At 61.4% G+C, this 15138-nt stretch carries 14 protein-coding genes; 5 read left to right on the top strand and 9 right to left on the bottom strand.

All coding sequences use genetic code 11. The features are described 5' to 3' along the window. Nucleotides 1-18 precede the first annotated feature (18 nt). Nucleotides 19-2301 (top strand): sigma 54-interacting transcriptional regulator, encoded by a 2283-nt coding sequence (locus D6Z24_RS01750; protein ID WP_129124818.1) that lies wholly within the window; start codon nt 19-21, stop codon nt 2299-2301. A 252-nt stretch (nt 2302-2553) separates the two neighbouring features. Next, the gene (locus tag D6Z24_RS01745; protein ID WP_129124817.1) at nt 2554-2733 is read left to right on the top strand and encodes a ribbon-helix-helix protein, CopG family; all 180 of its coding nucleotides are present in this window, start codon (nt 2554-2556) and stop codon (nt 2731-2733) included. Between the two features lie 212 nt (nt 2734-2945). On the opposite strand, the gene cysS is transcribed toward D6Z24_RS01745, so the two are convergent. The 6 genes from cysS to D6Z24_RS01715 form a co-directional block, all read right to left on the bottom strand. Continuing rightward, on the bottom strand, nt 2946-4388 hold the full coding sequence (cysS, locus tag D6Z24_RS01740; RefSeq protein WP_129124816.1) for a cysteine--tRNA ligase: 1443 nt from the start codon (nt 4386-4388) through the stop codon (nt 2946-2948). 98 nt (nt 4389-4486) lie between these two features. Beyond that, nucleotides 4487-6178: a glutamine--tRNA ligase/YqeY domain fusion protein gene (locus tag D6Z24_RS01735; protein ID WP_129124815.1), complete on the bottom strand. Its 1692-nt coding sequence runs from the start codon at nt 6176-6178 to the stop codon at nt 4487-4489. Nucleotides 6179-6421: 243 nt separating this feature from the next. Beyond that, on the bottom strand, nt 6422-6898 hold the full coding sequence (gene ispF / locus D6Z24_RS01730; RefSeq protein WP_129125400.1) for a 2-C-methyl-D-erythritol 2,4-cyclodiphosphate synthase: 477 nt from the start codon (nt 6896-6898) through the stop codon (nt 6422-6424). Between the two features lie 4 nt (nt 6899-6902). Next, a complete protein-coding gene (ispD, locus tag D6Z24_RS01725; protein WP_129124814.1) occupies nt 6903-7598 on the bottom strand; it encodes a 2-C-methyl-D-erythritol 4-phosphate cytidylyltransferase in 696 nt (231 codons plus the stop codon). A gap of 131 nt (nt 7599-7729) precedes the next feature. Next, nucleotides 7730-9118, bottom strand: coding sequence for an L-seryl-tRNA(Sec) selenium transferase (gene selA / locus D6Z24_RS01720; RefSeq protein WP_129124813.1), 1389 nt, complete (start codon nt 9116-9118; stop codon nt 7730-7732). A gap of 202 nt (nt 9119-9320) precedes the next feature. Further along, the gene (locus D6Z24_RS01715) at nt 9321-10010 is read right to left on the bottom strand and encodes a GntR family transcriptional regulator (RefSeq protein ID WP_129124812.1); all 690 of its coding nucleotides are present in this window, start codon (nt 10008-10010) and stop codon (nt 9321-9323) included. Nucleotides 10011-10155: 145 nt separating this feature from the next. Between D6Z24_RS01715 and D6Z24_RS01710 the strand changes: the two genes are divergently transcribed. Next, complete coding sequence (locus D6Z24_RS01710) at nt 10156-11208, top strand: potassium channel family protein (RefSeq protein ID WP_129124811.1); 1053 nt, start codon at nt 10156-10158, stop codon at nt 11206-11208. After that, nucleotides 11201-11971, top strand: a complete 771-nt coding sequence (locus D6Z24_RS01705; RefSeq protein WP_129124810.1) for a sugar phosphate isomerase/epimerase family protein — start codon at nt 11201-11203, stop codon at nt 11969-11971. Before D6Z24_RS01710 ends, D6Z24_RS01705 begins: the two co-directional genes overlap by 8 nt. Here the strand turns inward: D6Z24_RS01705 and D6Z24_RS01700 are convergent. From D6Z24_RS01700 to D6Z24_RS01690, 3 genes are read right to left on the bottom strand one after another with little or no spacing between them, the layout of a single operon-like run. Beyond that, nucleotides 11968-12447, bottom strand: coding sequence for a DUF2127 domain-containing protein (locus tag D6Z24_RS01700; RefSeq protein WP_129124809.1), 480 nt, complete (start codon nt 12445-12447; stop codon nt 11968-11970). The genes D6Z24_RS01705 and D6Z24_RS01700 overlap by 4 nt on opposite strands. Nucleotides 12448-12463: 16 nt before the next feature. After that, nucleotides 12464-12769, bottom strand: a complete 306-nt coding sequence (locus D6Z24_RS01695) for a putative quinol monooxygenase (protein WP_129124808.1) — start codon at nt 12767-12769, stop codon at nt 12464-12466. A gap of 14 nt (nt 12770-12783) precedes the next feature. Continuing rightward, on the bottom strand, nt 12784-13113 hold the full coding sequence (locus D6Z24_RS01690; RefSeq protein ID WP_129124807.1) for a DMT family protein: 330 nt from the start codon (nt 13111-13113) through the stop codon (nt 12784-12786). A 451-nt stretch (nt 13114-13564) separates the two neighbouring features. Between D6Z24_RS01690 and D6Z24_RS01685 the strand changes: the two genes are divergently transcribed. Beyond that, complete coding sequence (locus tag D6Z24_RS01685) at nt 13565-15010, top strand: glyceraldehyde-3-phosphate dehydrogenase (protein ID WP_129124806.1); 1446 nt, start codon at nt 13565-13567, stop codon at nt 15008-15010. Nucleotides 15011-15138 lie beyond the last annotated feature (128 nt).

Raw genomic sequence — 15138 nt, 5'->3', positions numbered from 1 at the left:
CATGACCTGCGAGGAAAGATGTACCCGATAGTCACCATTACCGATCAGTGCCGTAAGTGTTACTCCTGCGTGCGCAGCTGCCCCGTCAAGGCGATCAAGGTGGAGAAGAGCTACACCGAGATCATCTCCGAACGCTGCATCGGCTGCGGCAACTGCCTGAGCAACTGCCCCCAGCACGCCAAGGTCATCGCCGACAATGTCACCGTCACCGAGGCGCTGCTTACCTCCGGTGAGCCGGTCATCGCCGTTCTTGGCTGCTCCTTCCCGGCCTTCTTCCACTACTGCTCCCCCGGCCAGCTGTCGGCGGGTTTGCGCCAGCTTGGCTTTGCCGAGGTGCACGAGGGTGCGAGCGGGGTGGAGCTCATCGCGGACGAGTACAAAAACGCGATCAACAACGCGAGCCTGCCGCTCATCTCCTCGCACTGCCCTGCCGTAGTCGACCTGGTTGAGCGCCACTACCCGCAGCTCATAGAGAACATGGTCGGCGTGGTGACCCACATGGTCGCCATGGGGCGTTACCTGAAGCACGTCCTGGGCGATCACGTGAAAGTCGTCTACATCAGCTCGTGCATCGCCGGTAAGTTCGAGGTGCAGGCCGAGCAGACTAAGGGGGCGGTGGACGTCCTTTTGACCTACCGGGAGCTGGAATCGATCTTCAAGGAGCGCGGCATCGACCTCACCGCGCTTGAGGAAGAACCCTACGATGGGCGTGAACCGCACATGGGGCGCGTCTTCTCGCTTTCCCAAGGGTCCTTCCAGGCCTTTGGCATCAACCCGGACCCGCTCGATACTGAGATAGTAACGGCCGAGGGGGAAGTGAACGTCATGGGGATCATCAAGGACCTGGCAGCAGGGCGCATCAGCCCCAAGCTCGTCGATCTGCGCTTCTGCTATGACGGCTGCATCGGCGGCCCAGGGCGCAACAGGGAACTAACCGAGTTCTCCAGGCGCAACATGGTGATCTCCCATTTCCGCAGCGAGATTCCGTACCGGGTGGCGCCCCACTACAAGAAGGATTGGCAGATCGATTTCTCGCGCACCTTCTCGGACAAGTACGCGAAGCTCCCCATACCGAAGGGTGGCGACGTAAAGAAGATCCTGCAGGCGACCAACAAGTTCACCCAGAAGGACGAGCTTAACTGCCGCACCTGCGGCTACCGGACCTGCCGCGAGTACGCCGTCGCGGTGTTCCAGGGGCTTGCGGACCTGGAGATGTGCCTGCCGCACAACCTGCAGCAGCTCGAGGAGGAGCGCGGGCGCCTGATCCAGAAGTACGAGCTCGCCAAGAGGGAGCTGGACCGGGAGTACGGCGACGAGTTCATCGTGGGGAGCGACAGCCAGACCCTCGAGGCGCTGGACCAGATCAAGCAGGTCGGGCCGACCCCGACCACGGTGCTGATCCGTGGCGAGTCCGGGACCGGCAAGGAGCTCGCCGCGCGCGGGATCCATCGCTTCAGCAAGCGAAACGACAAGCCGCTCGTTACCGTGAACTGCACCACCATCACCGACTCGCTCCTTGAGAGCGAGCTCTTCGGCCACAAGAAAGGGTCCTTCACCGGCGCGATCACCGAGAAGAAGGGCCTTTTCGAGGCTGCCGACGGCGGGACCATCTTCCTCGACGAGATCGGCGACATCACCCCGAAGCTGCAGGCGGAGCTCTTGCGCGTGCTCGACCTGGGGGAGGTGCGGCCGGTGGGGGGCACCGTGGCGCGCCGCGTCGACGTCCGCCTCATCGCCGCGACCAACAAGTCGCTTGAGGACGGGGTGCGCGACGGTTGGTTCCGCGAGGACCTCTACTACCGACTGAACGTTTTCTCCATCACCATGCCCCCCCTGCGGGAGCGAGTGGAGTCGATTCCGCAGCTTGCGCACCACTTCCTGGAGAAGGCGCGCAACAAACTGAACAAGCACATCATAGGCATCGAGGAGCGCGCCATCAACGCCATGGTGAAGTACCCCTGGCCGGGTAACATCCGCGAGATGCAGAACGTCATCGAGCGTGCCGCCGTTCTCACGCATGACGACATCATCAAGCTCGGCAACCTCCCGCTCGCCTTCGCCGAGAGCTATGCCGACGAGGGTGAGGACGTCATCGACCTCCGCTCCTTCAAAAAGGAGCGCGAGCCGCACGTACTGCGGGTCGAGAAGAAGCTGATCCAGCGCTATCTGGCCGACGCGGGAGGCAATGTGTCAAAAGCGGCACAACTTGCCAACATCCCGAGACGCACCTTTTATCGTCTTTTGGCCAAGCACGGACTGAAAGGACGCACCATTCGCGCCAGAGAGGGCGAAGAGGAGTGATTTAGCCTCCGGGCGAAGCTGCAAAGTAGGACAAAATGATACAAATGGGCACAATTACGCAGCGTGTGCCAAAATTGGCGCACTTTGTATACACTGGAAGATAACAGGACTCTAATCCTAAAAATTCGGTATACGTGAAAACAACAACTTAGGCTGGCGGGCTGCTTTTTTTTCGCATTGGCACGCATGTAGCAATAGTGTAGACATCGTGTCACCAAATTTGAGCACTAACCAGAATAAGGAGAATACAAGATGGGCAGAATGAGAGAGAACCCGAGGTACAACGTAATTTCCATGAGGATCAGCGACGCAGAGCGCGAGACCCTTGAGCAGATCATGGACACCACCAAGAAGAGCGTTTCCGAAATCATGAGGGAAGCGATGGAACTGGTAAAGGCCAGAAGCGTTGAGATGGGCCAGAAGGCGGCTTAGGCCGCCTCGCAACTTACCCGTACCATAAAAAACGGCCGCGAAAGCGGCCTTTTTTTATATCCAGAATTAATGCGTTGCGAACTCTTGTCGCGGAGACTGGCTCCGCCAGGTGCCTGTCCCCTTATGCTTCGGTAAGGTGGCTGGGCTGAATGGAGCGTTCCGCTAGAGGGACAGGCACCTACGGAGCCAGTCCCTTCTGCACCCCCCGTCCCCTATTTCACCTTCCAGGTCGTCCCCTGTGCGCTGTCCAGAAGGACGATGTCCTTTTCCAGCAGCATATCCCTTATCTCGTCGCTGCGTTTGAAGTTCTTCGCCTTCCTTGCTTCGGCGCGCTCAGCAATCAGCGCCTCGATCTCTTCCACCGGGATCTCCATCTCCGATGTCTTGCGGTCCTTCATCCGCTGCATGAATTCGGCGGGAACCGAGTCGCACACGCCGAGCGTCACGGCGATCTTTGCGATCTCTTCCTTCACGCGCGCGAGGAGTGCAAGCGGGGAGACGGGGAGGGCGCGGTTCACGCTGCGCACCAGGTCGAAGATGTGGCCGAGCGCCATCGCGGTGTTGAAGTCATCGTCCATCGCATCGGCGAAGCGGGCCGCAATGGTGCCGCACTTCTCCTCGAGCTCGGCGCTCTCCGGGGTGGCGGCGTGGTCGGTGCCGGCGGCGAGGCGTTCGTCGATCCCGGCCAGCGCCTTGTAGATCCTCTCCAGGCCGAGTTCCGCCTCCTTCAGGTTCTGGTCCGAGAAGTCGATCGGCGAGCGGTAATGCGCGGAAAGGAGGAAGAAGCGGAGCACCTCGGCGTCGTAGCGCTCGAGCACCTGCTTGATGGTGAAGAAGTTGCCGAGCGACTTGGACATCTTTTCCGAGTTGATGTTCACGAAGCCGTTGTGCAGCCAGTACTTCACGAAGGGCTTGCCCGATGCCGCTTCGGACTGCGCGATCTCGTTCTCGTGGTGCGGGAAGACGAGGTCTTTGCCGCCGCCGTGGATGTCGAAGGTGTCCCCGAGGAACTTGGAGCTCATCGCGGAGCACTCGATGTGCCAACCCGGACGTCCCTGTCCCCAAGGCGACTCCCAGTACGGCTCGCCCGGCTTGGCACCCTTCCAGAGGGCGAAGTCCATCGGGTTTTCCTTCTTGTCGTCCACCTCGATCCTGGCGCCGGCCTGCATGTCCTCGAGGTTCCTCTTGGAAAGCTTCAGGTAACCCTCGAAGCGCTCGACGCGGAAGAAGACGTCGCCGCCGGACTGGTAGGCGTAACCTTTCTCGATGAGGCGCTCGACGAGCGCGATGATCTCGGGAATGTGCTCGGTCGCCTTCGGCTGGAAGGTCGGGAGCTGCAGCATGAGCCGCGCCATGTCCTTGTCGAACTCCTCGATGAAGCGCTCGGAGATCTCGTTGTAGGGGACACCGTCGCGGTTGGCGCGGTTGATGATCTTGTCGTCGATGTCGGTGTAGTTACGGACGTAGGTGACCTCGAGCCCCTTCGCCTGCAGGTAGCGGTAGATCATGTCGAAGACCACGTTGGCGCGCGCGTGCCCGATGTGGCAGTGATCGTAAACCGTTACGCCGCAGACATACATGCCGACCTTGCCGGGGTTGATCGGTACGAACTCTTCCTTGCTGCCGGTAAGGGTGTTGTAGACGCGTAAAGGCATGTGTCGGTTCCTCTTTTGAAAGTTAATAAGCCTCTGGGGCCATATCTGGTCTTACTTGTTAAGCCCTCTCCCGGAGGGCGAGGGGATGATGCTGAACTTTAGCGCTTCTGCTCGCTCCAGGAGTCCCTCAACGTGGCGGTCCTGTTGAAGACCGGCGCCTCGGGACGGGAGTCTTTCATGTCGAGGCAGAAGTATCCCAGCCGCTCGAACTGGAAGCGATCCTCGATGGTTGCCGAGGCGAGGGACGGCTCGAGCTTGCAACCCTTCAGCACTTCGATGGACTTCGGGTTCAGCGAGGTGCGGTAATCCGGTTCGTTCTTGCCGCCCGGATTCGGCGTGCTGAACAGGCGGTCGTAGAGACGGACCTCGGCGTCGACGGCGTGATCAGCACTCACCCAGTGGATGGTTCCCTTGATCTTCCTGCCGTCCGGCGCGCTCCCCCCGCGGGAGGCCGGGTCGTAGCTGCAGCGGACCTCGACGATCTCGCCTTTTTCGTCCTTCACCACCGACTCGCATTTCACGATGTAGGCGTAACGCAGGCGCACTTCCTTGCCCGGCGCCATCCTGAAGAACCCTTTGACCGGCTCCTCCTGAAAATCGTCGCGTTCGATGTAGACCGTGCCGCTGAAGGGAACCATGCGGCTTCCCATATCCGGGTTGTTCGGGTGGTTCGCCGCCTCGAACTCCTCGGTCTGCCCCTCCGGGTACCCTTCGATGACCACCTTCAGGGGACGCAGCACCGACATGGCGCGCGGGGCGCGGACGTTAAGGTCCTCGCGCACCGCGTCCTCAAGGATGCTCATGTCGATGAGGCTGTCGCTCTTGCCGACGCCGATGGTCTCGCAGAAGGCGCGGATCGACTCCGAGGTGAAGCCGCGGCGCCTGATGCCGACCAGGGTCGGCATGCGCGGGTCGTCCCAGCCGTCCACCAGTTTCTCCTGCACCAGTTCGAGGAGCTTTCTCTTGCTCATCACGGTGTAGTTCAGGTTGAGGCGGGCGAACTCGATCTGCTGCGGGTGGCAAGGGACCGGGAGCTGGTCGAGCACCCAGTCGTAGAGCGGGCGGTGATCTTCGAATTCGAGGGTGCAGATGGAGTGCGTGATCCCCTCGATGGCGTCGGAGATGCAGTGCGCGTAGTCGTACATCGGATAGATGCACCAGGCGTCGCCGGTCCTGTGGTGGTCGACCTTCTTGATGCGGTAGATGACCGGGTCGCGCAGGTTGATGTTCGGGGAGGCCATGTCGATCTTAAGGCGGAGCACCTGGGTACCGTCCTCGAATTCGCCTGCGCGCATGCGGGCGAAGAGGTCGAGGTTCTCGGCGACGCTGCGGCTGCGGTACGGACTTTCCTTCCCCGCCTCGTTCAGGGTGCCGCGCATGGCGCGGATCTCGTCGGCGCTGCTGCTGTCCACGTAGGCAAGCCCCTTCTCGATGAGGACGAGCGCGTACTGGTAGAACTTCTCGAAGTAGTTCGAGGCGTAGTACATGTGCTCGCCCCAGTCGAAGCCGAGCCACTTAACGTTCTCCTTGATGGAATCCTCGTACTCGATGTCTTCTTTCGCGGGATTCGTGTCGTCGAAGCGCAGGTGGCAACGGCCGCCGAAGTCGCGGGCGAGGCCGAAGTTGAGGCAGATGGACTTGGCGTGACCGATGTGCAGGTAGCCGTTGGGCTCCGGCGGAAAGCGGGTCACGATGCTCTTGTGTTTGCCGTTTTTGAGATCGTCGGTGACGATGTTGCGGATGAAGTTGGCCGCTTTCTCGACTACTGGTGTTTCTTCTGTTGTGCTCATATCGTCGTCCTGTCCGCAACCGGTACTACCCGGGCGTGCGTAAATTTGAATGAAATATGGTGCTGCCGTGTCGAAGGCGTTATGGGCAAACGCGCCGTAATATCTCCCTCTCCCTCAGGGAGAGGGGCGGGGTGAGGGCGTCGCTTATCTGCAAGGGGCTGCCGGGAGGTTGCTGGGTTGCTCATGGCAAGGCCCTCACCCGGCCTCCGGCCACCCTCTCCCGGTGGGCGAGGGGGTAAGCTCTTATTCCCTTCTTTGCAAAAGCGCCACGGAGTAGGCGGCGATCCCTTCGCCTCTGCCGGCGAAGCCGAGTTCCTCGGTGGTGGTCGCCTTGACGTTCACCCGGTCTTCCTCGGTGCCGAGCGTCGCCGCGATGTTGCTTCTCATCTGCGCGATGAACGGGGCCAGTTTCGGGCGCTGCGCGACCACGGTGGCGTCGACGTTGCCGATCCTGTATCCCTTGTTTTCCGCGAGGTCCATGACGTGGTGCAGAAGCTTCAGGCTGTCCGCCCCTTTGTAGGCCGGATCGGTGTCGGGAAAGTGCTTGCCTATGTCCCCTTCGCCGATGGCGCCCAGGATGGCGTCGGAGATGGCGTGCAGGAGCACGTCGGCGTCGGAATGCCCGAGAAGCCCTTTGACGTACGGGACGTCGACCCCCCCGAGGATCAGTTTGCGCCCCTCCACCAGTCTGTGTACGTCGTAGCCGTGTCCGATGCGCATCATTTCACTTCTTCTCCTTCAGAAAAGCCTCGGCGAGGATCATGTCCTCGGGAGTCGTAATCTTTATGTTCGTGTAGTCGCCTCTCACGACCTGCACCGGTTTCCCCTGGCGCTCCATGAGCGAGGCATCGTCGGTTCCGAGAAAACCATCGGCGGCGGCCTCGTCGTGAGCGGCGCGGATCAGGCCGTAGCGAAAGGCCTGCGGCGTCTGGGCAAGCCAGAGCTGCTCCCGCGCCGGCGTCTCGGCGATGACCCCATCGCGCACCACTTTGACGGTGTCCTTGACCGGGACCGCTACGATGGCGGCGCCTGAGGCTTGCGCTGCGGCGACCGACGCTTCGAGCATGGCGGCGGTGACGAAGGGGCGCACCCCGTCGTGGATCAGCACCAGGTCGTCCGGGGCGATTCCCTCTATGGCGCGCAGGCCGTTATGGACCGAGTGCTGCCGCTCCGCGCCTCCCGGTACGATGGCCCGCACTTTCGTGAAGCCGTAGCGTTCGACCACCTCGCTGCGGCAAAAGGGAATCTCCTGCTCGGGGGAGACGAGGTAGATGGCGTCGATGCAGGCGGCCTCCTGGAAGACCCGCACGGTGTGCGCGACGATCGGCATGCCGTCCAGCGCGAGGTACTGCTTGTTGTACCCCGCCCCCATCCTCTTTCCCATGCCCGCGGCTGGAATAAGCGCGAAAACCCTGGCCAAAACTAACCTCGATTGTGAGAGCGGCTTCCCCGAGGGGGAAAGCGCCGAATTATTACAGTTTGGCTGTGAAAAAACCAGTTAAATATCACCAAAGTGAGCGAGACACGCCGCCTGGAAAAGCGGATCGCTCCCTACCCGACCAAGGCGGTCAGGGCGGCGGCCAGATCCGGCAGGTCGTCGTCCTGCAGGGTGCGCGGGTCGAGCAGGAAGGCGTTCTTGCTGATCCTGCCGATGACCGGGATCTCCATCCCCCTGAGCCTCGATTCGATGTCGTTCGGGGAAAGCCCATCCACGGCGACCTCGATGAGCATGGTGGGGAGGTTCAGAAGCGGCAGGGTGCCGCCACCTGCCTGCGAGAATCCGTCGGTCAGCTTGAAGCTGACTGCGTCCGGCGTGCGGCGGCGCAACTGTCCCGCGATCTTCCTGGCGCGGGCGGTGAGCTCGGGGAGGGTGGCGGTCAACATGCGCAGGGTCGGCACCTCCTTGAAGGCCACCATCTCGTCGCGGTAGAGGGCTAGGGTCGCTTCGAGGCTCGCCAGGGTCAGCTTGTCCATCCTGAGCGCGCGCAAGAGCTGGTGCTTCTTCATCGCCTCGATGAAGTGCTTCTTGCCGACGATGATGCCTGCCTGCGGGCCGCCCAGGAGCTTGTCGCCGCTGAAGGTGATGACGTCGACACCGGCGCGCACGAAGTCCTGCACCGTCGGCTCGGGGCAGGGGAGCTTCCCGGATAGGTCTACGAGGTTCCCGCTCCCCATGTCGGCCAGGACCGGTACGCCCGCCTTTTTGCCGAGCTCCACCATCTCTTCCGCGCTCACCTCTTTGGTGAAGCCCAAAACCGCGAAGTTGCTGCAGTGCACTTTCAGAAAGACCGCGGTGTCTTCGTTCACCGCGTTCTGGTAGTCCTTCGGATGGGTCCGGTTCGTGGTGCCGACTTCCCTGAGCGTCACACCGGAAAGCCGCATCACTTCGGGTATCCGGAACGAGCCGCCGATCTCGACCAGCTCGCCGCGGGAGACCACCGCCTCGCGTCCCGCCGCCATTGCGCTCAAGGTCAGCAGCACCGCCGCAGCGTTGTTGTTCACCACGATGGCGGCCTCGGCACCGGTCAGCTCGCACAAGAGGGCCTCGACGTGGCTGTAGCGGCTCCCCCGTACCCCCTCGTCGAGGTCGAACTCGAGGTTCGAGTAAGAAAAGGCGATGGTGTTGAGGGCATCGCGGGCGGCCTCGGGGAGGATGGAGCGCCCGAGGTTCGTGTGGATGACGATGCCGGAGCCGTTGATGACCCGCCGCAGGCTCGGGCGGGTCAGCATGCGCAGTTCGCGCGCCACTGCGGCGCAGACCGCGTTTTCGGCAAAGGCCGCGTCGTCGAGGGAGCCGGCGCGTGCCCCGGCACGAAGCAGATCCAGCACCTGGCGTACCGCCTTCAGCACGAGCTCCCTCGGCTGCTCGGCGAGAAGCCGGCGCACCCCTTCCCATTCGAGAACCCGGTCCACTTTAGGGATCAATTTCAGCTGCTGCACGAAGCCCCTCCACTCATTGAAATGGCAAAGGGCTAATTTAACCCAAAGCGATGAATGAGGCAAAGAAAATCCACTGGTTCGGGGGGCAATTGATGATGGACGGTTGACAATTGGACAAGGGGAGGAGTGCCGGAAGTGACACGAGCGGTGCGGGCAAAAGAAAACCCGCGGGCTGAAAGGCTTCGCGGGTTTGAATGGCGGGCTAGAGGTCGAGTCCCTTGGCGGTCCACATCTCGGGGGAGTCTTCCTCCTCGATGAGGACCTTGCCGCCGTACTCGGCGTTTTTCTGCACGAGCATCTCGGCCATCACCGGATCGCGCATGCGGAATGCCTCGATGATCTTCTCGTGCTCCTCGACCGAGAGCTGCATCCTCCCGGGCTTCATGAGCGACGCCATGCGCAGACGCTGGAACTTCTTCAGCAGCTGGGCGATCATGTCGTGCAGCTTTTCGTTGCCGGCCCCCTTGATGAAGAGGTCGTGGAAGCTGTTGTGCACCTTGAAGAAGTGGCGCACGTCACCTTCCTCAGCGATCTCGCGCAGCTTCTCGTTTATCGCCTCAAGCTTGTTTATCTCGCGCGTGCTTAGCTGCATGCAGGCCTTGCGGGCGGCGTAACCTTCCAGAATGCTCTTTATGGCGTAGAACTCTTCGACGTCCTTGGCGGAGAAGCTGGCGACCAGCGCTCCCTTGCGCGGGATGACGGAAAGATATCCTTCGGATTCCAACTGGCGGAAGGCTTCCCGGATCGGCGTGCGGCTGATTCCGAAGCGGGCGGCAAGTTCGGGTTCGGCGACCTTTTCTCCAGGCTTGAGAGCGCCCGACATGATGGCGTCGCGGATGGTCTCAAGTATGCGTTCTCTAAGGGTAAGGTGCTTTTCTACGCTCTTCTTCATGCGGCCCCCTTGAATGATCGCCGTATTGTATACAGTATCCAAAGATTGTCAAGAACTTCCCTCTGAAATTTAGGGGGATGCACATGAAAATGCTTGAAATGTCCTGTCGCGGTCTGTATGTTGCGACGCTGAGGGAGTTTCGGCTATGGATCCGGTCCGGCATTTCAAAATTTCCATAGGGGTGTTGCTGCTCCTCCTTACCGTCGGCACCTGCGGGTACATGACGATTGAGGGGTGGAGTCTCTTGGACGCCCTGTACATGACGGTGATCACCCTCGGTACGGTCGGCTTCCGGGAGGTCCACGACCTGAGCCACGTGGGGAAGATGTTCACCATGATGCTGATTTTCTTCGGGGTCGGCGTCATCGGCTACATCGTGGGCAGTCTCGCCCAGATCATGTTCGAGGGGCAGTTCCAGAGGATCCTCGGGAGGAAAAAGGTGGAAAAGGCGATAGCGGCCCTGGACGGGCACTACATCATCTGCGGGTTCGGGCGCATCGGCTCCCTCATCTGCAAGGAATTCGCAGCCAAACCGCTTCCCTTCGTGGTGGTGGAAAAAGACACGGACATGATCGCCCAGATGGAGAAGGACGGCAACGGCTACCTGTTCCTGCCGGGCGACGCGACCATCGACGACGTGCTCCTGAAGGCGGGGATCAAGAAGGCGAAGGGGCTCATCTCCGTGGTCACCTCCGATACCGAGAACGTGTACATCACGCTCACCGCGCGCGGCTTGAACCCCGACCTATTCATCCTGGCCCGGGCGGGGGAGGAGGGGTCGGAGATCAAGCTGAAGCGCGCCGGGGCGAACAAGGTCGTTTCCCCCTACCTGATCGGCGGCTCGAGGATGGCGCAGGCGATCCTGCGGCCGACGGTGGTCGACTTCATCGAAATCGCCACCGGACGGGAGCACCTCGAATTGCAGATGGAGGAGATCCTGATCCCGATGCATTCCGGTTTCATCGGGGAGACCCTGGCGAGTTCCGGCTTCCGCAAGGAGACCGGCGTCATCATCGTCGGGGTCAAGAAGCAAAGCGGCAGGATGGTTTTCAACCCGGAGTCGCATACGAAGATCGAGGCGCATGACACGCTAATCGTGCTGGGAGAGCCGGCGGCGATACAGAAACTGGACCAGTTGGTGCGCTGCGACGGCTGCGCTGAGGAAATGATCAAGAAACACAGGAAGAAGGATGAATAAAAGAGTTTTCGCCCACGTACCGTACGCCCAGATCCGGGAGCATCTCCCCTTTGTCATGGAGCGCCGTCTGAGCCCGGAGATTTATCTCTCCGCCGACGCGCTCGACGCGGCCACCCCGGCGCATCTCGCGGAGACCGCGCGGACGCTGCAGGGTGAGGGGCTTTCCTGCACCATCCACGCGCCGTTCATGGACCTGAACCCGGGTTCGCTGGAGCGGCTGCTGCGCGATGCCACCATGCACCGTTTCCGGCAGGTGCTCGATGCTGCCGAGATCCTGCGCCCCGAGGTGATGGTGTTCCACCCGGGCTTTGACCGCTGGCGTTACGGAGAGGCGAGGGGTGCGTGGCTTGAGCTGAGCGTCGCCGCCTGGCAAAGCGTGCTGCAGCGGACCAAGGCGATCGGCGCGGCAGTCGCGGTGGAGAACATCTTCGAGGAAGAGCCGTCAACCCTGCAGGCGCTCTTCGAGGCGGTGGAGGACCCTTCCTTCGGGCACTGCTTCGACGTGGGGCACTGGAACCTTTTCAAGCAGGTTTCCATGGAGAGGTGGTTCGAGGCGCTGGGTGCGCGGATCAAGGAAGTGCACATCCATGACAACGGCGGGACGAAGGACGACCATGCACCCCCGGGAGAAGGGGCCGTCGATTTCGGACTTTTCTTCCAACTGATGGAAAGGTACGCGCCGGACGCCGCCTATACGATAGAGTCGCACAGCAAGCCGCATCTGGAGCGCTCTCTCGAGGTTTTGCGCCCGTACCTCGCTTAGCAGCGACGGGAGCTTCTCGAGCATTTGATGGCGGAGGCGAGGTAGCCTACGACACCCAGGTTGACCAGGAACACGGCGAGGCGCAGGGCGTCGGGCTTACGGAAGATCTCGAACATCTCGACGGGAAGGTAAACCGCTCCGGAGAGAAAGCCGAACCATTCCGCCCATCTCCTCTCGTGCCACAGCCCGTAAGCCTCGATAAGCCGGACCGAGGCGTAGGCGAGTGCGGAGAGCGCGAGCATCCAGAGCTGAAAATCGGTGACGCGGTTGGCGGCGTCGATGAAGATGCTCGGGTAGTGCCGCGCCGGGTTCATGTGCAAAAGCTGCACGAGCCGCACCGCGATATGGTGCAGGTCCTTGTGGATCAGCGTCAGTACCCCGCATCCCGCAAGGAGGACCACCGCCCCCTTCAGGGCCTCGAAGAACGACACCACGCGCAATCCGCGCCCCTTCGCGCTTCTCCCTTTCGCCGCCATACCCGTTCCCTCGCGTCTAAACCGGCTGCAGCACCTTGAGCGTCACCTCTTCCACGAGGTCCCGTACCCGCTCCTTGTATTCGAGCATGTGCGGCGAGGCGAGGTGTGCATGCAGCGCCTCCACGCTCTGCCATTTCTCGATGATGGTCACCACCTTTTCGTCGCGCACCTGCACGGGGAGAGCGGCGTCGACGTCGAGGGCCGGGAAATACTCGATGCATCCCGCCTCACCCTTCACCTTGGGGACGTTCTCGTTGAAGATGTCGAGGAACGCCTCGCGCGCGCCCTCCTTGACTCGAATCGAAGCCAGTACGCAGATCATCATTTGCTCCTTTTTTACCCGCGGAAGATGAAGAAGACCGCCCCCGCCATGCAGAGCCCGGCCCAGAGGTAGTCAAGTTTGAGTGGTTGCCCCATGTAGAAGACGGCGAACGGGACGAAGACGGACAGGGTGATGACTTCCTGCATTATCTTTAATTGTCCCAGGTTAAAGGTCCCGAACCCGGCGCGGTTCGCGGGGACCTGCAGCATGTACTCGAAAAGGGCGATGCCCCAACTGGCCAGGATGGCGACGTAGACCGGCGCGCTGCGCAGGTCCTTCAGGTGGGCGTACCAGGCGAAGGTCATGAACACGTTGGAAAGGATCAGCAGTACGATGGTTCTCATTGCGTTTTCCGGGTCGATGAATTTGGGCCGATCGGCCGTGGCCGCAGCGGGCGCGCCGGGGCCTGCCGGCAACCGGGTGAAACGGCGGGGGCGGCTGTCGGCACAAGCCGGAAGGATAGCACGAGATAGGCGGCAAGTGCAAAGATTAGCGCGGCGCGAACGATGCCGATGTGATCGCCGTGCGAGCAAAATGTGCCGTAAATAATTAACAAAAACATTACTTAAATATCTCCCTGAACTTTCAATTGTTTACATCACGAAAATACTGTAGTATGCGGGAGTTTTGGCCGTTCCAGCTCCTGTCGTTCTGTCAACCGCGAAGTGATTCAGTGTACTTAGGCGATGCCCTCGGTGGCAGTTGACAGTAGTGCGTCGGCCCTGTGACACTTAAGTTTTGCGCCGGGAGCCTCTCGGAACTTCCCCGGCATTATCTTCCGCGAAGGGACGAACTATGAAGATTGAGAAACAGGAAGCTTATTTGAAGGAATGGCAGAGCCATGAGGAGCTTGCCGAGCGCATGCTCCCGATCATCGGTCACCTTTACCGCGACAACAACGTCGTCACCACCGTGTACGGCCGTTCGCTGGTAAACAGCCCGACCATCGAGATCCTCAAGGCGCATCGTTTCGCTCGTCTGGTCCTCGACGGCGAGCTGACCGTTCAGGAGACGTTCCCCGTTCTCGAGGCCGTGAGCAAGCTGGACATCGCGCCGGCACGCATCGACCTCGGCAGGCTTGCCGTCCGTTACCAGGCGCTGCAGGGCAAGGTCTCCGTCGACGACTTCGTGGCGAGCGAACTGGCCTCGGTCAACACCGGCCGCACATCGCTGCTCGACGAGCCGCAGGACATCGTGCTCTACGGTTTCGGCCGCATCGGCCGCCTGCTCGCCCGCATCCTCGTTGAAAAATCCGGCAGCGGCGAAAAACTCCGCCTGCGCGCAGCGGTAGTGCGCAAGGGAGGCCCCGACGATCTGGTGAAGCGTGCGAGCCTTTTGCGCCGCGACTCCGTGCACGGCCAGTTCAACGGCATCATCACCATCGACGAAGAAGAAAACGCGATCATCGCCAACGGCAACATGATCCGCATCATCTACTCCGATGCCCCTGAGAACGTCGATTACACCCAGTACGGCATCCGCAACGCCATTGTCATCGACAACACCGGCAAGTGGCGCGACCGCGAAGGTCTCGGCCGTCACCTGAAGGCGCCGGGCGTTTCCCAGGTGCTCCTCACCGCGCCGGGCAAGGGTGACATCCCCAACGTGGTCGCCGGCATCAACAACGAGCTGATCGTAGCGCAAGAGACCATCTTCTCCGCGGCTAGCTGCACCACCAACGCCATCGTTCCGGTGCTGAAGGCGGTGAGCGACAAGTTCGGCATCGTGAGCGGTCACGTCGAGACCTGCCACTCCTACACCAACGACCAGAACCTGATCGACAACTACCACAAGGCCGATCGCCGCGGGCGGAGCGCCCCGCTCAACATGGTCATCACCGAGACCGGCGCCGCCAAGGCCGTAGCCAAGGTGCTTCCGGAACTGACCGGCAAGCTGACCGGCAACGCGATCCGCGTCCCGACCCCGAACGTTTCGCTCGCGATCCTCAACCTGCAGCTCAAGCAGGAGACCGACGTGGAGACGCTGAACAGCTACCTGCGCGCCATCTCCCTCGACTCGCCGCTGCAGAACCAGATCGACTACACGAACTCCCCGGACGTCGTCTCCAGCGACTTCGTCGGTTCCCGTCACGCGGGCGTGGTCGACTCACTCGCCACCATCGTGCAGGGTAACCGCTGCGTGCTCTACGTCTGGTACGACAACGAGTTCGGCTACAGCTGCCAGGTCGTGCGCATGGTCCAGAAGATGGCCGGCCTCGAGCTTCCCGCACTGCCGGCCTAAGGGCGACAGTATTAGTTGGAAAAGGAAGGGGCGTCCGGAAAGCGGGCGCCCCTTTTTCGTTCCATCCCTCTCTCAAAGCCTCCTCCCGCTCCTGAAGCCCGTCCTTGCCCATCTTGACGATCCAAGGT

The organism is Geomonas oryzae (assembly GCF_004117875.1).
GTDB classification, from domain to species: Bacteria; Desulfobacterota; Desulfuromonadia; order Geobacterales; family Geobacteraceae; genus Geomonas; species Geomonas oryzae.
The sequence above is the reverse complement of the archived record's forward strand: the minus strand, read 5'-3'. Positions and strand labels throughout refer to the sequence as shown.

Coding starts and splice junctions, on each gene's coding strand:
- D6Z24_RS01745 (WP_129124817.1), top strand. CDS start 2,554: ATGGGCAGAATGAGAGAGAACCCGAGGTACAACGTAATTTCCATGAGG.
- D6Z24_RS01685 (WP_129124806.1), top strand. CDS start 13,565: ATGAAGATTGAGAAACAGGAAGCTTATTTGAAGGAATGGCAGAGCCAT.
- D6Z24_RS01705 (WP_129124810.1), top strand. CDS start 11,201: ATGAATAAAAGAGTTTTCGCCCACGTACCGTACGCCCAGATCCGGGAG.
- D6Z24_RS01690 (WP_129124807.1), bottom strand. CDS start 13,113: ATGAGAACCATCGTACTGCTGATCCTTTCCAACGTGTTCATGACCTTC.
- D6Z24_RS01750 (WP_129124818.1), top strand. CDS start 19: ATGTACCCGATAGTCACCATTACCGATCAGTGCCGTAAGTGTTACTCC.
- ispF (WP_129125400.1), bottom strand. CDS start 6,898: ATGCGCATCGGACACGGCTACGACGTACACAGACTGGTGGAGGGGCGC.
- D6Z24_RS01695 (WP_129124808.1), bottom strand. CDS start 12,769: ATGATCTGCGTACTGGCTTCGATTCGAGTCAAGGAGGGCGCGCGCGAG.
- D6Z24_RS01710 (WP_129124811.1), top strand. CDS start 10,156: ATGGATCCGGTCCGGCATTTCAAAATTTCCATAGGGGTGTTGCTGCTC.
- cysS (WP_129124816.1), bottom strand. CDS start 4,388: ATGCCTTTACGCGTCTACAACACCCTTACCGGCAGCAAGGAAGAGTTC.
- D6Z24_RS01735 (WP_129124815.1), bottom strand. CDS start 6,178: ATGAGCACAACAGAAGAAACACCAGTAGTCGAGAAAGCGGCCAACTTC.
- D6Z24_RS01700 (WP_129124809.1), bottom strand. CDS start 12,447: ATGGCGGCGAAAGGGAGAAGCGCGAAGGGGCGCGGATTGCGCGTGGTG.
- D6Z24_RS01715 (WP_129124812.1), bottom strand. CDS start 10,010: ATGAAGAAGAGCGTAGAAAAGCACCTTACCCTTAGAGAACGCATACTT.